Origin of the sequence: Rhodococcus jostii RHA1 (assembly GCF_000014565.1) — a bacterium.
GTDB lineage: Bacteria > Actinomycetota > Actinomycetes > Mycobacteriales > Mycobacteriaceae > Rhodococcus_F > Rhodococcus_F jostii_A.
The window spans coordinates 6,267,292-6,288,799 of the sequence record NC_008268.1 but is presented as its reverse complement, the minus strand read 5'-3'; the positions used below and the strand labels follow the sequence as shown (position 1 = coordinate 6,288,799).

General features: G+C 68.7%; 18 protein-coding genes. 8 read left to right on the top strand and 10 right to left on the bottom strand.

Features of this window, described 5'->3' with window-relative positions:
• The first annotated feature begins 17 nt into the window (after nucleotides 1–17).
• A complete protein-coding gene (locus RHA1_RS28550; RefSeq protein WP_011597946.1) occupies nucleotides 18–788 on the top strand; it encodes an FAD:protein FMN transferase in 771 nt (256 codons plus the stop codon).
• A 6-nt stretch (nucleotides 789–794) separates the two neighbouring features.
• Here the strand turns inward: RHA1_RS28550 and ilvA are convergent, their stop codons facing one another.
• From ilvA to RHA1_RS28530, 4 genes are all read right to left on the bottom strand, one after another.
• Nucleotides 795–2,027: a threonine ammonia-lyase gene (gene ilvA / locus RHA1_RS28545; RefSeq protein ID WP_011597945.1), complete on the bottom strand. Its 1,233-nt coding sequence runs from the start codon at nucleotides 2,025–2,027 to the stop codon at nucleotides 795–797.
• Nucleotides 2,028–2,102: 75 nt separating this feature from the next.
• On the bottom strand, nucleotides 2,103–3,275 hold the full coding sequence (locus RHA1_RS28540; RefSeq protein WP_009479093.1) for a cystathionine gamma-synthase: 1,173 nt from the start codon (nucleotides 3,273–3,275) through the stop codon (nucleotides 2,103–2,105).
• A gap of 21 nt (nucleotides 3,276–3,296) precedes the next feature.
• Entirely contained in the window at nucleotides 3,297–3,827 is a 531-nt protein-coding gene (locus RHA1_RS28535) for a hypothetical protein (RefSeq protein WP_011597944.1), read from the bottom strand.
• A 79-nt stretch (nucleotides 3,828–3,906) separates the two neighbouring features.
• Nucleotides 3,907–5,292, bottom strand: coding sequence for a cystathionine beta-synthase (locus RHA1_RS28530; protein ID WP_005255744.1), 1,386 nt, complete (start codon nucleotides 5,290–5,292; stop codon nucleotides 3,907–3,909).
• A gap of 135 nt (nucleotides 5,293–5,427) precedes the next feature.
• Here RHA1_RS28530 and RHA1_RS28525 point away from each other — a divergent pair, with 135 nt between their 5' ends.
• Together RHA1_RS28525 and RHA1_RS28520 are read left to right on the top strand one after the other, a co-directional pair.
• Nucleotides 5,428–6,450, top strand: a complete 1,023-nt coding sequence (locus RHA1_RS28525) for an SGNH/GDSL hydrolase family protein (protein ID WP_009479091.1) — start codon at nucleotides 5,428–5,430, stop codon at nucleotides 6,448–6,450.
• Between the two features lie 107 nt (nucleotides 6,451–6,557).
• Nucleotides 6,558–7,775 carry an acetyl-CoA C-acetyltransferase gene (locus RHA1_RS28520; protein WP_009479090.1) on the top strand — a complete coding sequence of 406 codons (1,218 nt, stop codon included), beginning with the start codon at nucleotides 6,558–6,560 and terminating at the stop codon, nucleotides 7,773–7,775.
• A gap of 114 nt (nucleotides 7,776–7,889) precedes the next feature.
• Here the strand turns inward: RHA1_RS28520 and RHA1_RS28515 are convergent, their stop codons facing one another.
• From RHA1_RS28515 to RHA1_RS28505, 3 genes are all read right to left on the bottom strand, one after another.
• Complete coding sequence (locus tag RHA1_RS28515) at nucleotides 7,890–8,744, bottom strand: Bax inhibitor-1/YccA family protein (RefSeq protein WP_029539503.1); 855 nt, start codon at nucleotides 8,742–8,744, stop codon at nucleotides 7,890–7,892.
• A 163-nt stretch (nucleotides 8,745–8,907) separates the two neighbouring features.
• Nucleotides 8,908–10,050, bottom strand: coding sequence for a class I SAM-dependent methyltransferase (locus RHA1_RS28510; RefSeq protein WP_011597942.1), 1,143 nt, complete (start codon nucleotides 10,048–10,050; stop codon nucleotides 8,908–8,910).
• 1 nt (nucleotide 10,051) lies between these two features.
• Complete coding sequence (locus tag RHA1_RS28505; protein ID WP_011597941.1) at nucleotides 10,052–10,759, bottom strand: nitroreductase; 708 nt, start codon at nucleotides 10,757–10,759, stop codon at nucleotides 10,052–10,054.
• A gap of 103 nt (nucleotides 10,760–10,862) precedes the next feature.
• Here RHA1_RS28505 and RHA1_RS28500 point away from each other — a divergent pair, with 103 nt between their 5' ends.
• The 4 genes from RHA1_RS28500 to RHA1_RS28485 all read left to right on the top strand — a co-directional run bounded on the left by RHA1_RS28500 (nucleotide 10,863) and on the right by RHA1_RS28485 (nucleotide 17,764).
• A complete protein-coding gene (locus RHA1_RS28500; RefSeq protein WP_011597940.1) occupies nucleotides 10,863–14,360 on the top strand; it encodes a serine/threonine-protein kinase in 3,498 nt (1,165 codons plus the stop codon).
• 200 nt (nucleotides 14,361–14,560) lie between these two features.
• Nucleotides 14,561–16,024, top strand: coding sequence for a catalase (locus RHA1_RS28495; protein WP_011597939.1), 1,464 nt, complete (start codon nucleotides 14,561–14,563; stop codon nucleotides 16,022–16,024).
• A 114-nt stretch (nucleotides 16,025–16,138) separates the two neighbouring features.
• Nucleotides 16,139–16,870 (top strand): flavodoxin family protein, encoded by a 732-nt coding sequence (locus RHA1_RS28490; RefSeq protein ID WP_011597938.1) that lies wholly within the window; start codon nucleotides 16,139–16,141, stop codon nucleotides 16,868–16,870.
• A gap of 24 nt (nucleotides 16,871–16,894) precedes the next feature.
• Nucleotides 16,895–17,764, top strand: a complete 870-nt coding sequence (locus tag RHA1_RS28485; RefSeq protein ID WP_009479083.1) for a class II glutamine amidotransferase — start codon at nucleotides 16,895–16,897, stop codon at nucleotides 17,762–17,764.
• A gap of 12 nt (nucleotides 17,765–17,776) precedes the next feature.
• Here the strand turns inward: RHA1_RS28485 and RHA1_RS28480 are convergent, their stop codons facing one another.
• The gene (locus tag RHA1_RS28480; protein WP_011597937.1) at nucleotides 17,777–18,829 is read right to left on the bottom strand and encodes a ferredoxin--NADP reductase; all 1,053 of its coding nucleotides are present in this window, start codon (nucleotides 18,827–18,829) and stop codon (nucleotides 17,777–17,779) included.
• 131 nt (nucleotides 18,830–18,960) lie between these two features.
• Entirely contained in the window at nucleotides 18,961–19,722 is a 762-nt protein-coding gene (locus RHA1_RS28475; protein WP_011597936.1) for an SDR family NAD(P)-dependent oxidoreductase, read from the bottom strand.
• Nucleotides 19,723–19,843: 121 nt separating this feature from the next.
• On the opposite strand from RHA1_RS28475, the gene RHA1_RS28470 reads away from it, so the two are divergent.
• On the top strand, nucleotides 19,844–20,617 hold the full coding sequence (locus tag RHA1_RS28470; protein WP_011597935.1) for an SDR family oxidoreductase: 774 nt from the start codon (nucleotides 19,844–19,846) through the stop codon (nucleotides 20,615–20,617).
• 77 nt (nucleotides 20,618–20,694) lie between these two features.
• Here RHA1_RS28470 and RHA1_RS28465 read toward each other — a convergent pair whose 3' ends face one another.
• Nucleotides 20,695–21,507: a MaoC/PaaZ C-terminal domain-containing protein gene (locus RHA1_RS28465; protein ID WP_011597934.1), complete on the bottom strand. Its 813-nt coding sequence runs from the start codon at nucleotides 21,505–21,507 to the stop codon at nucleotides 20,695–20,697.
• Between the last annotated feature and the right edge of the window lies 1 nt (nucleotide 21,508).

Below are 21,508 nucleotides of genomic sequence, written 5' to 3'. Positions count from 1 at the left end.
GACCGGAGAACCACCACATGACCCGCGCACGCAGCGCAACCGAATGGTCCACCTGGGGTGTGCACGCACGCATCGTCGTCACCGACCCCGACGCCCTGAACTCGGCGTCGAACCTGATCCGCGGTTACCTCGCGGCCACCGATGCCGCCGTCAACCGCGACCGCGCGGACGCCGAGATCCGCTCGCTCGACGAAGGCCGAAACACGGTCACACCGATGTTCGCGCGATTCCTCACCGACGCCCTCGCCGCGGCGCGGACCACGGAGGGCGCACTCGACCCCACGGCGTCGGCCCCCGCACCCCAGTCGTGGCGGTCGATCACCGTCGACGGCACCGAGGTCACGCTCCCCGCCGGGGTGGAACTCGACCTGACGGCCACCGCGCGGGCGAGTTCCGCCGACCACTGCGCGTCGACGACGGCGGAACTGCTCGGGTGCGGTGTCCTGGTCGCGCTCGGCGGAGACATCGCCACCGCCGGGACCACACCACCGGGCGGCTGGCAGGTTCAGGTCCAGGACCTGCCGGGCGACCCCACGTGCCAGGTGTCGATCCCGTCGGGTGCGGCCGTCGCGACCGCCAGCACCGTCAAGCCCCTGCACCCCGACTCGATCTCGTTGTGGCGGACCGTGTCCGTGGTGGCCGGGTCGTGCACCACCGCGCACGCGTCGAGCACGGCCGCGGTCGGTATGGGCGGCGGTGCGATCGACTGGCTCACCAACCTCGAGCTGCCTGCCCGGCTGGTGGATCAGGAGTTCCGGGTGATCACCCTGGGCGGGTGGCCGAGCTAGCCCTGGCTACTCCTGCAGCCGAATCGTGTACTGGGCGTCGCGCAGGGCGTCAAGGAGATCCTGCCGGTGTCCGGGACCACGGGTCTCGACGGTGAGGAACACCTCCACCTCGTCGAGCGCGAGCGCGCCACCGGTGCGGGAGTGGACGACGTCCACGACGCTGGCGCCGTTGCCGCTGATCACGCCGAGGAGACTGACCAGACCACCCGGTCGGTCCGGAATGGTCACGTGCACACCGAGATACCGTCCGGCAGCCCGGAGACCGTGATTGACGACATGGGTGAGCAGCAACGGGTCGATGTTGCCACCCGACAGCACCGCGCACACCTTCCCGGTGAGTCCCAGCTCGTCCGTCGAGCAGCTGATCAACGCGGCCACCGCGGCCGCGCCCGCAGGCTCCACGATGAGCTTCGCGCGTTCGAGGCACAGCAGCAGCGCCCGGGACAGGGCGTCCTCGCTGACCGTGACGATGGCGTCGACCTGCGAGCCGACGTGCGCGAACGGAACGTCGCCGGGCCGGCCGACCGCAATGCCGTCGGCCATGGTCGACATGGTCTCCAGCGGTATCGGGCGGCCCTCCGCCAGCGAACGCGGCCAGGCGGCCGCCTGCTCGGCCTGGACGCCGACGATCCGCACGTCGGGCCGGGTGGCCTTCACCGCCGCGGCGATACCCGCGATCAGTCCACCGCCACCGGTCGGGACGACGAGCGTGCCGACGTCGGGTTCCTGCTCGAGGATCTCGAGCCCCACGGTCCCCTGTCCGGCGACGATGTCGACGTGATCGAACGGGTGGATGAGGACGGCGCCGGTCTCGTTCGCGAACTCCTTCGCGGCGACGAGCGCGTCGTCCACCGTGTCGCCCGTGAGGTGGACGGTGGCGCCGTACGCCTTGGTAGCGACGAGTTTCGGAAGGGGTGCGCCGGTTGGCATGAACACGGTGGACGGGATACCCAGTTCCGTGGCCGCCCAGGCCACGCCCTGCGCGTGATTGCCCGCGCTGGCCGCCACCACCCCGCAGGCCCGTTCGGCGACCGACAGGTTCGCGATCCGATTGTACGCACCGCGCGGTTTGAAAGACCCTGTGCGCTGTAAGTTTTCGCACTTCAACGACACGACGTGCCCGCATCGTTCCGACAGCGCCCGGGACGCGATCACCGGCGTCCGGCGCATGACGGGGTCCAGCAGCTTACGAGCTGCTCTGATCTGATCCAGCGTGACAGGCTCCACGCGGGCCAGCATAGGGCGCTCCGCGCCCCGTGCGTGGTTGACGAGTCCAGAGACTCGTCAACCACGCACGGGCGGCGAAGCCGCCTGCTACTTCAGTGCCTGCTCGATGTCGCCAACGAGGTCGGCGGCATCCTCGATGCCGACGGACAGGCGCACCAGGTCGTCCGGGACCTCGAGCAGCGAACCGGCGGTCGAGGCGTGGGTCATGGCGCCCGGGTGCTCGATCAGCGACTCGACACCGCCGAGCGACTCGGCCAGCGTGAAGATCTCGGTGCGCGAGCAGAAGTCCAGCGCAGCCTGCTTGCCGCCTGCGAGGCGGACCGAGATCATGCCGCCGAAGCGGCGCATCTGCTTCTCCGCGACCTTGTGGCCGGGATGCGACTCGAGTCCGGGGTAGATGACCTGGGACACCGCGGGGTGCCCGGTGAGCAGTTCGACGACCTTCTCGGCGTTGTCGCTGTGCCGCTCCATGCGCAGGGAGAGGGTCTTGATGCCGCGGAGCGTGAGGAACGCGTCGAAGGGTCCGGGGACCGCGCCCGCACCGTTCTGCAGGAACGCGAACGCCGTGTCGAGCTCCTCGTCGTTGGTGACGAGTGCGCCACCGACGACGTCGGAGTGTCCGCCGATGTACTTGGTGGTCGAGTGCAGCGCGACGTCGGCGCCGAGCTGCAGCGGCTGCTGCAGGTACGGCGAGGCGAACGTGTTGTCGACGACGATCTTCGCTCCTGCCTCGTGCGCGACGTCGGACAGTGCCTCGATGTCACCGATGTTGAGGAGCGGGTTGGTGGGCGTCTCGACCCACACGAGCTTGGTGTTGGGGCGGATGGCTGCCCGGACGGCGTCCACGTCGGACACCGCGGCGGGCGTGTACTCGATGCCCCACTGGGTGAAGACCTTGTCGATCAGGCGGAACGTTCCGCCGTAGGCGTCGTTCGGGATGACGAGGTGGTCGCCGGGGCGGAGCGCGGCACGGAGCAGGCAGTCGGTGGCGGCCATGCCCGAGCCGAAGGCGCGACCGTACGTGCCCGACTCGAGGGCGGCGAGGTTGGCCTCGAGCGGTCGTCGGGTGGGGTTGCCGGTGCGGGCGTATTCGAATCCGTTTCGCATGCCGCCGACGCCGTCCTGCGCGAACGTCGAACTCGCGTAGATCGGGACGTTGACGGCGCCCGTCTGCGGGTCCGGGTCGAATCCTGCGTGCACGGCCTTGGTGGAGAACCCCTGCCAGCTGATGTTGTCCGCTTTGCTGCGCTGCTCACTCATGGCCCCCAGCCTAGTGGGGACCTAATTCTCCAGATACTCCGCGATCGCGAACGCGACGTCGAGCTTGGTCGCGTCGCTGACGGAGGGGTCGAGCGCGTTGACGATGATGCTGTGTTCCGGGGTGAGCAGCGCCATGGCTACGACGTCGAGGACCACCCCGCCGAACTCGGCGGACCGGGGGTCGGGGACGACGTTGGTTCCGTTCCGCATCTCGACGAGGACGGCAGGATCCGTCACCTGCGGCTTGACCGACGCGGTGATGGTGCTCATGACGTTGGTCGGCCCCTTGGACCACGAGCACGTCGGATCGGTCGATCCGGGCAGGACGGCCTCGGTGAGATGCGGCCGGTCCGACACCAGGTCGAGTGCCTTCGTCAGCGCGGTGCAGTCCGCGGACGCCCCGGAAGGCGACGTGCCCGAGGACACCGAGTCGACGTCCGACGATCCCGACTGTGCGACCGCGGCACCCTCGATGCTGTTCCCGCACCCGGCGGCGGCGAACCCGAGCAGGACGGCCGGGACCACCAGAACACGACGCAGACGAACACCCACTGTGATTCCCCCTCACGGACACCGCGCCGGTACCCCGCTGTGCACGGTACGTTCCGTGCGCAGCGGGGACCAGTGTCGTCTAGGAACCGGCGCTGAGGAAACCGAGAAGGTCGTGGCGGGTGATGACCCCGGCGGGCTTGCCGTCGTCGACGACCATGAGCGCGTCGGTGTCGCCGAGCGCCTTGGTGGCGGCCGACACGGGCTCACCGGAACCGATGAGCGGGAACGGCTTGCTCATGTGCTTCTCCACCGGGTCGGCGAGGTGCGCGCGGCCCTCGAACACGGCACTGAGCAGGTCGCGCTCGGTGACGCTGCCCGCCACTTCACCGGCCATGACGGGCGGCTCCGCGCCGACGACGGGCATCTGGGACACCCCGTACTCGCGGAGGATCTCGATGGCGTCGCGCAGCGTCTCGGACGGGTGGGTGTGGACGAGGTCCGGGAGTTCGCCGGACTTGCCGCGCAGCACGTCGCCGACGGTCTTCTCGTCGGGCTTGCCGTCGAGCGGGGTGCGGAGGAATCCGTAGGACGCCATCCACTTGTCGTTGAAGATCTTCGACAGGTATCCGCGACCACCGTCGGGCAGCAGGACGACGATGACGGCGTCGGGGCCCTCGCGCTTGGCCACCTCGAGTGCGGCGACGACGGCCATGCCGCAGGAGCCACCGACCAGCAGGCCCTCTTCGCGGGCGAGACGTCGGGTCATCTCGAAGGAGTCGGCGTCGGACACGGCGATGATCTCGTCGGGGATGGACGGGTCGTAGGCGCTCGGCCAGAAGTCCTCGCCCACGCCCTCGACCAGGTACGGACGGCCGGTGCCACCCGAGTACACGGAACCCTCGGGGTCGGCGCCGATGACCTTGACCTTGCCGCCGGACACCTCCTTGAGATAGCGCCCGGTGCCGGTGATGGTGCCGCCGGTGCCGACGCCCGCCACGAAGTGGGTGATCTTGCCGTCGGTGTCGGCCCAGATCTCGGGGCCGGTGGTCTCGTAGTGGCTCTGCGGGCCGCCGGGGTTGGAGTACTGGTTGGGCTTCCAGCCGCCGGGAAGTTCGCGTGCGAGCCGGTCGGAGACGCTGTAGTAGCTGTCCGGGTGCTCGGGCGCGACCGCGGTCGGGCACACCACGACCTCGGCGCCGTAGGCCTTGAGGACGTTCCGCTTGTCTTCGCTGACCTTGTCGGGGCAGACGAACACGCACTTGTATCCGCGCTTCTGTGCGACCAGGGCGAGGCCGATCCCGGTGTTGCCGGACGTGGGCTCGACGATGGTCCCGCCCGGCTTCAGCTCACCGGACGCCTCCGCGGCGTCGATCATCTTGACCGCGATGCGGTCCTTCGAGCTTCCACCCGGGTTGAGGTATTCGATCTTGGCTGCAACGGTCCCGTGGTTCTCACCGATGACAGAAGAGAGCTTGACGAGAGGGGTGTTGCCGATCAGGTCGACGACGTGTTCCGCGATGCGCATGCCTCCATGCTCCCAGATGCCCTGATCCGATGCTCACAGACGTCCGGCACGGGGGCCCTGATCCGACTAGATTGGTGCGGACGCAGTCCGCTGGAACCCGTGAGACGAGCACCAGGTAGCGGAAAGGTGAGACCAGTGCCCAAGAGGACCTGGCAGACCGGAGTGAAGGCCGGCGCGGCGGCTGTCGTGGCAGGTTCGAGCGCAGGCACGCTGTCGTGGGCGGCGTACTCCTATCTGATGTCACAGGCGACGGCGGCCCGCGGTGTGATCGGGCACAACGTCGCCAAGCCGCCGGAGGCCGACGGCGTCTACTCCCCCGGCGCCGCCGTCCCCGAACGCTGGCTGCGAACCACCCCGTACGACGTCCATCTGATGATCTTCGGCGACTCCACGGCCGCCGGGGTGGGATGTCTGTCGGCGGATGAAGTGCCCGGCGTGCAGATCGCGAGGCGCCTCGCCGACGAGACCGGCAAGCGGATCCGGCTGAGCACCAAGGCCATCGGCGGCGCCACGTCCCGCGGACTCAGCGGGCAGGTGGACGCGATGTTCGTGGCCGGACCGCCGCCGGACGCCGCGGTGATCCTGGTCGGAGCCAACGACGTCACATCGAAGAACTCGATTCGGGCGTCGGCGCGCAGACTCGGGGAGGCGGTGGAACGGCTCCGCGCCCACGACTGCGCGGTCGTCGTCGGAACGTGCCCCGACCTCGGGGTGGTGACCGCGATCCCCCAACCGCTGCGGACCGTCGTGCGGACGTGGGGGTTGCGCCTGGCCCGGGCGCAGGCGGCCGCGACCAGCGCGGCGGGCGGCCACCCGGTGGCGTTGGCCGACCTGCTGGCACCCGAGTTCCTCGCGGCGCCCGACCGGATGTTCTCCTCCGACCACTTCCACCCGTCCGCGGCGGGCTACGAATTGGCGGCGATCCAGATCGTGCCCGTTCTCGCGACTGCTCTGGGCATGTGGCACGGCGGCCCCCTGCCCGACCTGCCCGAGGTGTCGGAGGCCGCGGAATCACGCAAGCTGTCGACCCGAATGACCGCCTCGCTCAACCGTTTCCTGTGGCGACGCACTGCCCGGCGACGCTCGCCTGCCCGTCTCGACGAACTCCTCGCGATCGAGGAGGCGTCCGCGTCCCGGACGCGACGGGTCGCTGAGTGAGATGGCGATGCCCCCGGTGCCGCCCGGCAACGTAAGTTGTCGGGAAGGCCACAGAACGGGTGGTCTGCAACACAGTGCAGACCCCCGCAGTTGACAAAGGAGTTTTCATGCCCGAGGCAGTCATCGTCTCCGCAGTACGCTCACCGATCGGCCGAGCCATGAAGGGCTCGCTCAAGACCATCCGCCCGGATGATCTGACGACTCAGATGGTGGCCGCGGCGCTGGCAAAGATCCCCGAACTCGATCCCACCGAGATCGACGACCTGCTCCTCGGCTGCGGTCAGCCCGCCGGCCAGTCGGGGTTCAACATCGCCCGCGTCGTCGCGGTGGAACTGGGCTACGACTTCCTGCCCGGCGTCACCGTCAACCGCTACTGTTCCTCTTCGCTGCAGACCACCCGCATGGCACTGCACGCGATCAAGGCCGGCGAGGGCGACGTGTTCATCTCCGCCGGTGTCGAGTCGGTGTCCAGCTTCGTCACCGGCAACGCCGACGGCCTGCCGAACACCAAGAACCCGAGGTTCGCCGACGCCGAGGCGCGTACCGCGAAGCTCGCCGAGGGTGGCGTCGCCTGGACCGACCCGCGCGAGGACGAGCAGATTCCCGACGTCTACATCGCGATGGGTCAGACCGCCGAGAACGTCGCCTCGGCCACCGGCATCACCCGTGAGGAGCAGGACCGCTGGGGCGTCCGATCCCAGAACCGCGCGGAGGAGGCCATCAAGAACGGCTTCTTCGAGCGGGAGATCACCCCGGTCACCCTCCCCGACGGCACCGTCGTGGCCGCCGACGACGGCCCCCGCGCCGGCACCACCTACGAGGGCATCAGCGGGCTCAAGCCGGTGTTCCGCCCGGATGGCACCGTCACCGCGGGCAACGCGTGCCCCCTCAACGACGGCGCCGCCGCGCTCGTCATCATGTCCGACACGAAGGCCAAGGCCCTCGGCCTGACGCCGCTGGCCCGCATCGTGTCCACCGGGGTGTCCGGACTGTCCCCCGAGATCATGGGCCTCGGCCCGATCGAGGCCGTCAAGAAGGCCCTCGCGATCGCGGGCAAGTCCATCTCCGACATCGACCTGTTCGAGATCAACGAGGCCTTCGCGGTCCAGGTTCTCGGATCGGCTCGCGAGCTGAAGATCGACGAGGACAAGCTGAACATCTCCGGGGGCGCCATCGCCCTCGGTCACCCGTTCGGCATGACCGGTGCCCGCATCACCAACACCCTGCTCAACAACCTGCGCGAGCAGGACAAGACGTTCGGGGTCGAGACCATGTGCGTCGGCGGCGGGCAGGGCATGGCGATGGTCCTCGAGCGCCTGAGCTAGGCCCTCCGGGCCCGTGAGTGGTTGACGAGTGCAGAGACTCGCTGACCACGCACGGGTGCGAAGCGCCAGAAGGCCCCCGAGAGCATGCTCTCGGGGGCCTTCTCTGTTGAACTGCTAGTCGCTGTTGAAGTAGCTCAGGAGTCGCAGGATCTCGACGTACAGCCACACGAGGGTGACGGTGAGTCCGAATGCGACGCCCCATGCGGCCTTCGCCGGCGCCTGGGCGCGGATCAGCTGGTCGGCGGCGTCGAAATCCAGCAGGAAGCTGAACGCGGCGATGCCGATGCAGACGAGGCTGAAGATGATCGCCACGGGACCGCCGTCGCGGAGGCCGAGGCCACCTTCGGTGAAGAAGCTGGCGATCACGTTGCCGAGGGCGAGGACGACGACACCGATGAGGGCACCGATGATCATCCGGGTCAGGCGGGGCGTGACTCGGATCGCGCCCGTCTTGTAGACGACGAGCATGCCGAAGAACACACCGAACGTGCCGAGTACGGCCTGGCCGATGAGCGCCGCTCCGCCGACTCCGCCGAACGTGATGTCGGTGAACATGAACGACAGGGCGCCGAGGAACAGGCCCTCCGCCACCGCGTAGGCGAGGACGATGCCCGGGTTGTCCATCTTGCGGCCGAACGTGGCCACCAGGACCAGCACGAGACCGACGAGGCCACCGCCGATGACCAACGGGCTCGCGAGGTTCGCGTTGTTGCTCACCAGGAAGTAGGAGATGATCGCCGACACCGTGAGCACGCCGAGCGTGACACCCGTCTTGGTGACGACGTCGTCGATGGTCATCGAACGGTAGTCGGGGCCCGTCCGGTAGGGCTCGGCCTGCGTGTACTGGGGCTGGCCGAACTGCTGCGTGACCTGCGCTGCGCCGGCCGTCGTAGATCCGAACGAGGCGTATCCGCCGCTGCCCTCTTGTTTGGGCAGGTTGCGGAACACCGGGTTACTGGTGGTGCGCACCGTGCACATCCCTTCTCGTGGCTCGCCGGGTGGATCCGGGTTTCTTGTACGTTGAACGTCCCGCACCCACCGCAAGTTCCCGTTCGTCGCTTTCGGGTCGGACAATTCGGACTCTACCGGTGCCGTGGGGACACCCGCCAGACGAGGCGGGTCGGCGTGGCGGTCAGGCCACCGATCGGGTGACGGTGAATTTGGGATTCCGGCCGACGACGTCCGTCGGGCCGACGAGCCGCTGCAATCGGCCCCGGTACCCGAGATGCGAGTTGTACACGGTCCACAGCTCGCCGCCGGGCCGGAGCACCCGTCCGGCTTCGGCGAACATCTTCGACGCGCCGCCGGTGTGGACGGCCGCGCCGACGTGGAACGGCGGGTTGCACAGGACGACGTCCTGGCTGTCGGTGGCGAGGGTGGACATGGCGTCGTCGCGCAGCGTGCTGACCTGTCCGTCGAGTCCGTTGGCGCGGGCGGTGGCGGCCGCCGATGCCACCGCGGCCGACGACTGGTCGGTGGCGATCACCGACACGTCCGGGAGGAGCCGGGCGAGGCTGACGGCGAGAATGCCCGTTCCGCACCCGAGGTCGACTGCGGCCCGCGCGCCGGGGTTCACGCGGGGAAGGAAGTCGAGGAGGTACCGGGTTCCGATGTCCAGCTTGGGGCCGGCGAACGCGGCCCCGTACGAGACGACGTCCAGCCCGATCTCGGCGAGATGATCGGTGACGGGATACGTCTGCTGCGCTACCTCCACCGGGCCGCGTGCGATCAGCACCCGTGACTTCTGCCTGCCGAGGGTCGCGCGGACGTCGGAGAACGAACGCCCGAGCACGTCGTTCATGGCGGTGGAGATGTGCTTGTTGCGTCCGCCCGCGTAGACGACGACGGACGGGTCGGCGTGACGGGCGATCGCCTCGGCGACCTCGGTCAGTTCGCCGAGGCTCCGCGGCAACTGCATCAGCACGACCGTCGCGCCCGCGAGGAGCTCCTCACCGAGCGCGCACGCCCGGTAGCGGTCGGCGAGCCCGACCGTCGCGGCGTTGGCGGCGAGCGCCAGTTCGCCGGTCAGCAGGTCCTGGTGCACGCGGATCCCGGTGGCGCCGTGCGCCGCCGCGGCGCCGAGGGTGAGCGCACCGTAGTGGTCGCCGATCACGGCGAGCGTCCCGGCAGGTGCCGCCGACAGCGCCGCCGCGGCCTCGTCGAGGATCAGCCGATCTGCGGCGTCGACGGCCGTCAGGTTGGGGGCCTCGACGTCGGGACGGCGACGGAGGCGGGCGAACAGGGCGTCCCGGTCGAACACTTCGGAGTCGAGCACGTTACTGCGACACCCACTGCGCGACGTTGGCGACGGGTTCCCGGTGGGTGCGGAATCCGTTGACGGGGTTCTCCATGTCGGGGTAGCCGAACGAGATCGCGCAGACCACCCGGCGGTCCTCGTCGAGCGAGAAGAAGTCGTGGATGAACCGGGAACTTCCGGCGACGGCGGCCTGCGGGATGGACGCGACTCCGAGGCTCTGCGCGGCGAGGAGGAACGTCTCGACATACAGGCCGCAGTCGACGGCGCCGTAGGTGCCGAGTGCTTCGTGAGTGGTGACGATCGCGACGTGCGGCGCGCCGAACAGGTCGAAGTTCTTCATCGTCTGCACTGCGGACGCGGCCCGGTCTCCGGGGGCGATGCCGACGCTGGCGTAGAGCTGCATGGCACAGTCCCGGCGGCGTTGCTTGTGCTCGCCCACGTATTCGCGGGGCCACTCGAAGTCGGACTCCTGCGGGTGGGTGCGGACGTACTCCGCCAGCCCGGAACGGAACCGGTCGGTCCCCTCCCCCTCGGTGATCGCGACCTGCCACGGCTGCGTGTTGCACCACGACGGTGTCTGCTGGGCGAGCTCGAGGATCCGCTCGATCACGTCGCGCGGCACCTGCGTCGGTAGGTAAGCCCTGCAACTGATCCGCGCGTCGAGGAGCTGGGCCAGGGTCTGCTCGGCCAGGCTCGTGTCCGCTGCCGCAATACCGGTATCCGTCACCGTCGAATTCTCCTCGGGTCTACTCGTTCTCGAACACCGCTCTCTGTGTCGTGCGACCGCGATATGCTGGCGTCAGCGCACCGAGAAGGTGATTTCATTGAGTGTGCCACGACACCCGGAAAGCAGTTCCGGGCCGACCGACTCGGATCCGCAGGCTACCAAGCGGATCGTCGTGACCGACATCGTCGCGGAGCTGTCGTCGGAAGGATTCGACGACGCCCGCGAGATCGGCCGGGGAGGGTTCGGGGTCGTCTACCGCTGCCTCCAGACCGCGCTCGACCGCACGGTCGCGATCAAGGTGCTGTCCTCCGATCTGGACGGTGAGGACCGCGAACGCTTCCTGCGGGAACAACGTGCGATGGGAAAATTGTCGGGGCATCCGCACGTGGTCGACATCCTGCAGTCCGGGGTGACGCGCAGCGGCAGGCCGTACATCGTGATGCCCTACCACTCGCGCAATTCGCTCGACGCCTGGATTCGCCGTGAAGGGCCGCTGCCGTGGAGTGAAACGCTGCGCGTCGGCGTGAAGCTGGCGGGCGCCCTGGAGACGGCGCACCGGCTCGGCACGCTGCACCGCGACGTGAAGCCGGCGAACATCCTGCTCACCGGGTACGGCGAGCCGCAGCTCACGGACTTCGGCATCGCGCGGGTCACGGGCGGGTTCGAGACCACGTCGAGCATGATCACCGGTTCGCCCGCGTTCACGGCGCCGGAGGTCCTCCGGGGCGACGCACCGTCCGCGGCTTCCGATGTGTACAGCCTGGGCGCCGCCCTGTTCTGCCTGCTCACTGGGCATGCCGCGTTCGAGCGGCGGAGCGGGGAGCGGCTCGTCGCGCAGTTCCTCCGCATCGCCACTCAACCCGTTCCGGACCTGCGGGGCGAGGACATTCCCGACGACGTGTGCTCGGCCATCGAGCGCGCCATGTCCGAGGAACCGACCGACCGCCCGGCTTCGGCCGCGGAGTTCGGGCAGGAACTCCGCGACATCGAGCGCAGGCACGGGCTCGATGTCGACGAGATGGCGCTCCCCGCCGCGGCCGACGAGTTTCCGCGCACCGAGCACACGTCGACACCGACCACGCAGTCCTCGACATCCGGGCACAGTCGCAGCTACCGCCGGCGGTCGGGTGCCACCCCGCCGAGCGCCGCGGCCCGCTTCCGGCCGCCGACCCCGATGCGGTCCCTGGTGGAGCGCACCCGTCTGCTGGATCTGCTCCGAATGGGTCAACGGAGGCGGTTGACGCTCATCCACGCGCCCGCCGGCTTCGGGAAGAGCACGGTGGCGGCCCAGTGGCGCGACGTGCTGATCGAGGACGGCGCCGCGGTCGCCTGGCTGACGGTGGACAACGACGACAACAACGTCGTGTGGTTCCTGTCCCACCTCGTCGAGGCGATCCGCCGGGCCGATCCGACCTTGGCGGACGAGCTGGGGCAGGCGCTCGACGAGAACGGCGCCGAAGCGGAACGGTATGTGCTGACCTCGCTGGTGAATCAGGTCCACGACAGCAGGCGTCACGTGGTGGTGATGATCGACGACTGGCATCGCGTCACGTCGCCGGACACGATCGCCGCGATGGACTTCATCCTGGAGAACGGCTGCCACCACCTGCAGATGGTGGTCAGCAGCCGAAGCCAGGCGGGGCTTCCGCTGGCCAAGATGCGGGTGCGTGATGAACTCGTCGAAATCGATTCCGTGGCTTTGCGTTTCGACATCACCGAGTCGCAGAGATTCTTGGTCGACCTCGGCGGACTGCACCTGGAGGATTCCGACGTGGAGGCGCTGGAGGAGACCACGGACGGGTGGGTGGCGGCGCTGCAACTGGCGTCGCTGTCGCTGCGTGATCGCGCCGATCCCGGCGATCTCATCCGGCACATGTCGGGCCGCCACCACGCGATCGGGGAGTACCTGGCGGAGAACGTGCTGAGCACCCTCGAGCCTGCGCTGCTCGACTTCATGCTGGCCACGTCCGTCACCGAGCGGGTCTGCGGTGACCTCGCCTGCGTGCTGGCGAACGTGACCCGCGGTCAGGCCCTGCTCGAGCAGGTCGAATCGCGCGACCTGTTCCTGCGCAGCCTCGACGAGGACAGGGAGTGGTTCGAGTACCACCACCTGTTCGCCGAGTACCTCCGACGGCGGCTCGAACGCGATCATCCGTCACGCATCGCGGACCTGCACCGTGCGGCCGCGCACTGGTTCGCCGACCACCACTACGTCAGCGACGCAGTGGATCACGCGTTGGCGGCGGGCGATCGCGACGTGGCCGTCGCGGTGGTCGAGGAGCAGGGCATGTACCTGGTGGAGCACTCGCGGATGATCGCGCTGCTCGGCCTCGTCGACAAGTTGCCGCGGCCGCTGGTCGAATCCAGTCCCCGCATCCAGATCGCGGTCGCGTGGGCGAACATCCTCCTGCAACGGGTGGCGCCGACGCTGCGGTCGCTGTCGCTGGTCGCGTCGGCCCTCGAGTCCTCGACGCTGAACGACACCGAGCAGGCGGACATCCGCGTGGAGGCCGACATCGTCCGCGCCGTGATCGCGGTGTCGTCCGATCGCATCGCCGGCGTCCCCGACCTCATCGCCGAATGCCTGGCCCGACCGGAAACCCTACGCGCGTGGGTGGTTTCGGCGGGGTCGAATCTCGCCTCCGCCGTCGCGATCGCCCAATTCGATTTCGTGGAGGCACGCCGACTGCAGGACTGGGCGACCGGGTACCACCAGCGGACTGTCGGACCGTTCAGCAGGATGTACGGGTACAGCTTCGCCGGCATCGCCGCGATGGAACAACTCGACATCGCCGCGGCCGAGGACAACTTCCGGCTGGCCGTGCAGACCGCGACGAAGTTGGCAGGCACCCATTCACATGCCGCACGACTCGCAGGCGCACTCCTCGGCGAGCTGATGTACGAACTGGGCCATCTCGACGAGGCCGAACGACTCCTCGACGAGAGTTACGAGCTCGGACCCGAGGGTGGCATCGTCGATTTCATGATCGCGCGCTTCGTCACGGGCGCGCGGCTGAAGGCAAGTCGTGGCGATCTCGCGTCCGCTGCCCGCCACCTCGACGAGGGTGCGTCCGCGGCGGCGTCGCTGGGACTCCCGCGGCTGCGGGCCCGGGTCGAGAACGAACGGGTCCGGCTCGGCCTGCCCGCGTCACCTCAGCCGCCGGCCGGTGACGGGAAGGCGACCCGGGTACCCGATTTCGGTTTCGCCGAAATCGTCGCGCAGCTCGACGCCGCCACCGAGATCCGGAAGCAGTCGGCCGTCGAGCCCGACGTCGCGTGTCGCCGCGCCGAGGAATGGGTGCGCCGGGTCGAACGGGAGAGCCGGCCGAGGGCGGCCATGCAGGCCAGTCGCCTGCTCGTCGCATGCCTGGTCGCGGCGGGCCGGGTTGATGAGGCCAAGCCGGTGCTGGCGTCCATCGCCGCGACGTGTGCACGAATCGGCTTCGTGCGCTACCTGATCGACGGCGGGCCGCGCATGGTGCCCGCGCTGACGGCCCTCCTCGAGGACAGGCGGGCCGGCCGCTGGCAGTCCGACTGGCCGGATGTTCCGGAAGAGTTCCTGGTTGCGGCGCTGGAGACGGCGACCCCGATCGAAAGTTAGCCCGCGCTTTCTTGACTAATTCAAGAAACGGTGGTGCAGTGTGACCGTGAACACACACGAGGGCGGGAGGCGACCACCACCACGTCGCACGCCGTGAGTGTGGTTCGATCCGCCACGTCGACCGCTCGTCGGCGAAGCCTCCTGCCCGACAGCCAGTTCCAGAAAACCCAGAGCAACAGCCAGCAACGAAGGGATCCACTGTGAGCCGAGAGACCACTGCGAACACCAGCGACAAGCTCACCACGGCCGTAGGCGCACCCGTCCCCGACAACCAGAACGTCGTGACCGCCGGGCCCCGCGGGCCGCAGTTGCTGCAGGACGTCTGGTTCCTCGAGAAGCTCGCACATTTCGACCGCGAGGTCATTCCGGAACGCCGCATGCACGCCAAGGGTTCCGGGGCGTACGGAACGTTCACCGTCACGAACGACATCACCCGGTACACCAGCGCGAAGATCTTCTCCGAGGTCGGCAAGAAGACCGAGCTGTTCGCCCGCTTCTCCACCGTCGCCGGTGAGCGCGGCGCCGCCGACGCCGAGCGCGACATCCGCGGCTTCGCGGTCAAGTTCTATACCGAGGAAGGCAACTGGGACCTCGTCGGCAACAACACCCCGGTCTTCTTCTTCCGCGACCCGCTGAAGTTCCCCGACCTCAACCACGCCGTCAAGCGCGACCCCCGAACGAATCTCCGCAGCCCCGACAACAATTGGGACTTCTGGACGTCGCTGCCCGAGTCGCTGCACCAGGTCACCATCGTGATGAGTGACCGCGGCATCCCCTCGTCGTACCGGCACATGCACGGATTCGGTTCGCACACCTTCAGTTTCATCAACACCGAGGGCGAACGCTTCTGGGTGAAGTTCCACCACCGCGTGCAGCAGGGTGTCGAAAACCTCACCGACGCCGAGGCCGAGGCCCTGGTCGGCGCCGACCGCGAGAGCCACCAGCGGGACCTCTTCGACGCCATCGAGGCCGGCAATTTCCCGAAGTGGAAGCTGTGCGTGCAGATCATGCCCGAGGCCGACGCCGACACGGTCCCCTACCACCCGTTCGACCTGACGAAGGTGTGGCCGAAGGCCGACTACCCGCTCATCGAGGTCGGCGAATGGGAACTCAACCGCAACCCCGACAACTACTTCGCCGAGGTCGAGCAGGCGGCGTTCAACCCGGCGCACGTCGTGCCCGGCATCAGCTTCTCCCCGGACAAGATGCTCCAGGGCCGGTTGTTCTCCTACGGTGACGCGCAGCGCTACCGCCTCGGTGTGAACAACTACCAGATCCCGGTCAATGCGGCCCGGTGCCCGGTGAGCAACTTCCACCGCGACGGTGCCATGCGGGTCGACGGCAACAACGGTGGCACCCTGCACTACGAACCGAACAGCTACGGCAAGTGGCAGGAGCAGAGCCGGTACCGCGATCCCGCGCAGGGCGTGGGCGCGTTCGCCGACCGGTTCAACTTCCGTGAGGACGACGACGACTACTTCTCGCAGCCGCGCGTGTTGTTCAACAACATGAGCGACGAGCAGAAGCAGGTGTTGTTCGAGAACACCGCGCGGGCCATCAACGGCGCGTCGCAGCAGGTCGTGCAGCGGCACATCGACAACTGCACCCAGTGCGACCCGGCCTACGGCGAGGGCGTCGCGAAGGCGATCTCCGCGCTGGGCTGAGAACACCCGGGTCCGCCCGGTCCGGGATCGTCCCGGACCGGGCGGCTGTTCTGCCCACGAACAGGGGTCGCCGCGGCATATCGTGGACTTCCGGACTCTTTCGTGGGAGGACTGATGACCGATCCGTCGCCGCAGGACGGGACCCCCCGTTTCAGCGGTCTGCGCGCCCTGTTCGTCAACTGCACCCTGAAGCGGTCTCCCGAGGTGAGCAACACCCAGGGGCTGATCGACCGCAGTGTCGGCCTGATGGAGCAGGAAGGGGTCTCGGTCGACCAGATCCGGGCGGTGGACCACGACATCGCGACCGGTGTGTATCCGGACATGACCGAGCACGGGTGGCCGAGCGACGAATGGCCCCAGCTTTTTCAGCGGGTGCTGGACGCCGACATCCTGGTCCTGGCCGGTCCGATCTGGCTCGGCGACAACGGTTCCGTCACGAAGCAGGTGATCGAGCGACTGTACGGTTGTTCGTCGATTCTCAACGACGACGGCCAGTACGCCTACTACGGGCGGGCCGGGGGGTGTCTGATCACCGGCAACGAGGACGGTGTCAAGCATTGCGCGATGAACATCCTCTACAGCCTCCAGCATCTCGGATACGTGATCCCGCCGCAGGCAGACGCCGGTTGGATCGGTGAGGCCGGCCCGGGCCCGTCGTATCTCGACGAAGGGTCGGGCGGCCCGGAGAACGATTTCACCAACCGCAACACCACCTTCATGACGTACAACCTGATGCACGTCGCCGCGATGTTGAAGAAGGCCGGCGGGTTCCCCGTGTACGGAAATCAACGTTCGGAGTGGGACGCGGGTTGCCGCCCCGACTTCGCCAACCCGGATTACCGCTGATCCGCCCCACCCGAGAGGGAAGTCATGTGCCGATTGTTCGGGTTGTCCGCCGCCCCTCATCGCGTCCGCGCGTCGTTCTGGCTGCTGGACGCCCCGGACAGCCTGGCGCAGCAGAGTCACCGCGAGCCGGACGGCACCGGACTCGGCACGTTCGCGGAGGACGGAACTCCGGTGGTGGAGAAGCAACCGCTCGCGGCGTACGAGGACACGGAGTTCGCGCAGGAGGCGAAGCATCGGTATTCGGCCACGTTCGTCGCGCACATCCGTTTCGCGACCACGGGTGAACTGCTTCCCCAGAACACCCATCCGTTCGCCCAGGACGGTCGGGTGTTCGCCCACAACGGCGTGGTCGAGGACCTGCCGAAACTCGAGGCGGAACTGGGCCCCGACCTCGCGCTCGTTCACGGAGACACCGACTCCGAACGCGTCTTCGCCCTCGTGACCAGTCACATCGGCAGGAACGGCGGCGACGTCACCGCCGGCATCACCTCGGCCGCCCGGTGGCTGGCCGACACCGTGCCGATCTACGCGCTCAACATCCTGCTGACCACACCCGGCGAACTGTGGGCGCTGCGCTACCCGGACACCCACGACCTGCTCTTCCTCGAGCGGCGCGCGGGCGGTCCGAGCGGCGGTCGCCACCTCCAGCACGCGAGCACTCCCGGCCGGATCCGTGCCAGGTCCGAGCATCTCGCCGAGCATCCGGCGGTGGTCGTCGCCAGCGAGCAGATGGACGAGGATCCCGGCTGGACGCCGATGCAGTCGGGCGAACTGCTCCACGTCGACCGCGACCTCACCGTCACCCGCGAGGTGATCGTCGATCGCCCACCCCGTTACCCGATCCGCCTCGCCGATCTCAATGCGCGTGCCGCGGCCGCGCAGACCGAGAAGTAGTGCCGGCGTCGGTCAGAACTCGATCCGCACGTGCTCGCTGACGGGGCGGGCCTGGCACGCGAGGATGTAGCCGCTCGCGATGTCCTCGGGATCGAGGATCGACGCGTTGTCCATGTCCACTTCTCCCTGGACCACCGTGCATGCGCAGGAACCGCATTCGCCCTCGCGACACGAATAGGGGACGTCGAGGCCCTTCGAGAGCATGACGTCGACGAGTGTCGCCCGGCGTGGCCAGCTCAGGTTGTGAGCTTCGCCGTCGAGTTGCACCTCGACCGTCGACGTTCCCGCTTCCGTGTCCGGCAGTTCCTCGACCACGACGTCCGCGAACGGATCCCCGGACAGGGAGGTGAACACCTCGGCGTGCACCCGGTCGCGCGGGACGCCGGCCAGTGCGAGCGACTCGTGGATCGCGTCCATGAACGGACGCGGTCCGCACAGGTAGGCGCGGTGATCCCGGAAACGGTCGGACAGATTCGCCAGCTGGCGCGGTGTCGGCAGGCCCTGCACGCTCTCGAGCCAGTGGACGACGGTCAGCCGGTGTTCGTGGCGGGCCGCGAGTTCCCGCAACTCGTCGGCGAAGATGACCGACTTCTCGTCCCGGTTCGCGTACACCAGAACGACTTTCCCGTTGCCTACGCTGAGCGCCGACTTGAGGATCGACATCACCGGGGTGATTCCGCTGCCCGCGGCGAACAGGATCAGGTCTTCGTCCAGGCTGGCCGGAGTGAACACGCCCGCGGGAGGCAGGACCTCGATGCGGTCGCCGACGCCGACGTTGTCGCACAACCAGTGCGAACCGTAGCCGCCCGCGACGCGTTTGATCGTCACCTTCGGCAGGTCGTCGGTGAACGGCGAACTGGCCAGCGAGTAGCACCGGGCGACGGATCCCGTCCGGTCGCTCGGGATGCGCAACGTCAGGAACTGTCCGGGCTTGTAGGCGAATTCGTGCCGACGCTCGTCGGGGACGTCGAACACCAGCGACCGGGCGTCGGACGTCTCCTCCACGACAGCGGCCACGGTGACCACTACTGATCGCGAACTGCGTGGTGTTTCAACGGTCGTCATCGCGACGGTGCCCTCTCGCTACGGTAATTCGATCCTGCCGAAACTAGTGCACATCGACGGCGGCGGCCGCAGCCCTTCCCGCTGTGCGGGACCCGGATCATCACCGTCACCCCCAACGGGACTGCCCGCCGTCACCCCCAACGGGACTGCCCGCCGTCCAGGGGGATGGTGGCCCCGGTGAGGTAGCCGGCGTCGTCGCTCACCAGGAACACGACGGCGCGTCCGATGTCGGTTTCGGCGTCGCCGACGCGTCCGAGCGGGATCCCCGCCACGAACTCCGCCGCCTCGTCCGGGTTCCGCTCCATCCACCGCGCGAGGGCCGGGCTCTTGGCGTGCGGGGCGACGGACAGCACCCGGATGCCGTCCCGGCCCCACTCGCACGCCGCCGACCTGGTCAGCGAACGCATCCCCTCCTTGATCGAGCCGTAGGCGCCGTAGTTGCTGGCGTCCCAGCGCACGGCCGCCGACGTGACGAGGTTGACGATCACGCCGCCACCGCGCGAGACCATGTGCGGGTGGCACGACTGCATCATGCGCAGCGTCGCGAGCGGTCCCGTCGCGAACGACCGCTCGTACTCCTCGTCGATCACCGACAGGATCGGTCCCGGTGTGCAGTCGTTCGCGTTGTTGACCAGGATGTCGACGCCGCCGAACACGTCCACGGTCCGCTCGACGGCGGACGCGATGTCCGCGCGCCTGCTGACGTCGCACACCACCGGTTCGCTGCGGGCGCCGAGTTCGGTGAGTCGCTCGCACGTGCCGTGCAGTTTCGATTCGGTCCGTCCGGCGACGGCGATCACCGCGCCCTCCCGGGCGAGGGCCAGGGCGATGCCCTGCCCGATCCCCTGTCCCGCACCCGTGATCAGCGCGACCTTGCCGTCGAGTTTGCCCATGTCCACTCCCGTTCCCCTACTATCGAACCGAGCATTTGCTTGTTCTCGGTCTTCGTGCCGATTCACCCGATCTCGTTCGAGCGCCCGTTCTCCTCGCGCTCCCTCACTCCGAAGGTCTCCCGTGACAATCCCCCCTCCTCTCGATTTCAGTGGCCGCACCGTCGTCGTGACCGGCGGAACCAAGGGCATCGGTTTCGTCGTCGCCGAATCGTTTCTCGCCGCGGGTGCGAACGTGCTCGTGTGCGGCCGGAGCGCACCGGACACCCTGCCCGCGCACGGTGAGCGCACCGCCGTGTTCCGCGCGACCGACGTCCGCGACCACGCCGACGCCGCCGCACTGATCGACGATGCCGTCGCGCGGTTCGGCCGCCTCGACGTCCTCGTCAACAATGCGGGCGGTTCGCCCGACGCCGACGCGGCCACCGTCTCGCCGCGCTTCGTCGAGAAGATCGTCGCGCTGAACCTGCTGGCGCCCTTCACCGTTGCCCAGGCCGCCAACGCGGTGATGCAGCAGCAGTCCGACGGTGGTGCCATCGTCAACATCGGCAGTGTGTCCGCCCACGATCCGCAACCCGGCACCGCCGCGTACAGCGCCGCGAAGGCCGGCCTGCTCGTGCTCACGAAAGCGCTTGCGCTCGAATGGGCTCCGAAGGTCCGGATCAACCACATCACCACGGGCCTCATCCGCACCGAGAGCGCGGCGTCCGTCTACGGTGACGACGGCGGTGCCGCCGTCACCCGGACCCTGCCGATGGGGCGGATGGCGGTGCCGTCCGACATCGCGGACGCGTGCCTGTTCCTGGCGAGCGCGCAGGCGTCGTACGTGAACGGTGCCGATCTCGCCGTCCACGGCGGCGGCGAATACCCCGCGCGTTACCTCGCGACCCACTCCTGACCTCCGCGCCGTATGTCACACCGGTTCGGTTCGACTGCACCGGTGTGACATTCGGCGACGACGGACGAAACGTCCGGTCAGCCGAATGCGGCGCGGGCGCCTGCGATGAGCGGCCGGTCGTCCTGGACGAGTTCGAACGTCGCATCACCCGCATCACCCCACGCCCGCAACGACGGCGCGTCGCCCGGGTAGACCGGTGCGGCGAACCGTCCCTCCAGCCGGACGAGGTCGGCCGGGTGGACGTCCAGCGCCCGCGCGAGTTCCAGCGTGCTGGCGGCGAGGGTGCACAGCCCGTGCATGATCGGCCGGGGCTGCCCGATCCGCTCGGCCGCCGCCGGGTCGATGTGGATGTGGTGCCGGTCGCCGGTCAGCCGGTACAGCGCGGCCTGGTTCTCCGCGGTCTGCAGCACAGACGTCGTGACCGGTTCACCCTCGGGCCGAGCCGGTTTCACGGGTCCGCGATCGCCGCCGAAACCGCCGGCACCGGGCGCGAACAGCGACCAGGTGGCGACGAAGAACTCGGACTCGACGCGCACCTCGAACACGGCCGCCGAACCCTTGTCCCACACCTCGCCGACCGACGCCGACAACGCGATCTCGCCGCGACGCGGAAGCGGCGCGAGCACCGTCAGTTCCTGCGATCCGTGCAGCGCCGTCTTCGTGTCGAAGGCGCCCCGCGACCCCAGCTCGTCCGGCGCCCACTGGGCGAGGGTGAGAGCGAACGTGGGCAGCACCCGCAGACGCTCCTCGAAGACGAGGTCCAGTTCGGTGGCCCGCGCACCCACCGACAGTGCGTACAGGACGGCGTCGCGCTCGTCGTAACTCACGGTGCGGGTGCCGAGGTCGGCCCCTCGCCACGCTCCTGCCGTCGTGCGCTCGGTTGTCGTCATG

Coding starts and splice junctions, on each gene's coding strand:
- RHA1_RS28520 (WP_009479090.1), top strand. CDS start 6,558: ATGCCCGAGGCAGTCATCGTCTCCGCAGTACGCTCACCGATCGGCCGA.
- RHA1_RS28530 (WP_005255744.1), bottom strand. CDS start 5,292: ATGCGCATCGCGGAACACGTCGTCGACCTGATCGGCAACACCCCTCTC.
- RHA1_RS28480 (WP_011597937.1), bottom strand. CDS start 18,829: ATGACGACCGTTGAAACACCACGCAGTTCGCGATCAGTAGTGGTCACC.
- RHA1_RS28465 (WP_011597934.1), bottom strand. CDS start 21,507: ATGACGACAACCGAGCGCACGACGGCAGGAGCGTGGCGAGGGGCCGAC.
- RHA1_RS28550 (WP_011597946.1), top strand. CDS start 18: ATGACCCGCGCACGCAGCGCAACCGAATGGTCCACCTGGGGTGTGCAC.
- RHA1_RS28475 (WP_011597936.1), bottom strand. CDS start 19,722: ATGGGCAAACTCGACGGCAAGGTCGCGCTGATCACGGGTGCGGGACAG.
- ilvA (WP_011597945.1), bottom strand. CDS start 2,027: ATGCTGGCCCGCGTGGAGCCTGTCACGCTGGATCAGATCAGAGCAGCT.
- RHA1_RS28540 (WP_009479093.1), bottom strand. CDS start 3,275: ATGAGTGAGCAGCGCAGCAAAGCGGACAACATCAGCTGGCAGGGGTTC.
- RHA1_RS28485 (WP_009479083.1), top strand. CDS start 16,895: ATGTGCCGATTGTTCGGGTTGTCCGCCGCCCCTCATCGCGTCCGCGCG.
- RHA1_RS28490 (WP_011597938.1), top strand. CDS start 16,139: ATGACCGATCCGTCGCCGCAGGACGGGACCCCCCGTTTCAGCGGTCTG.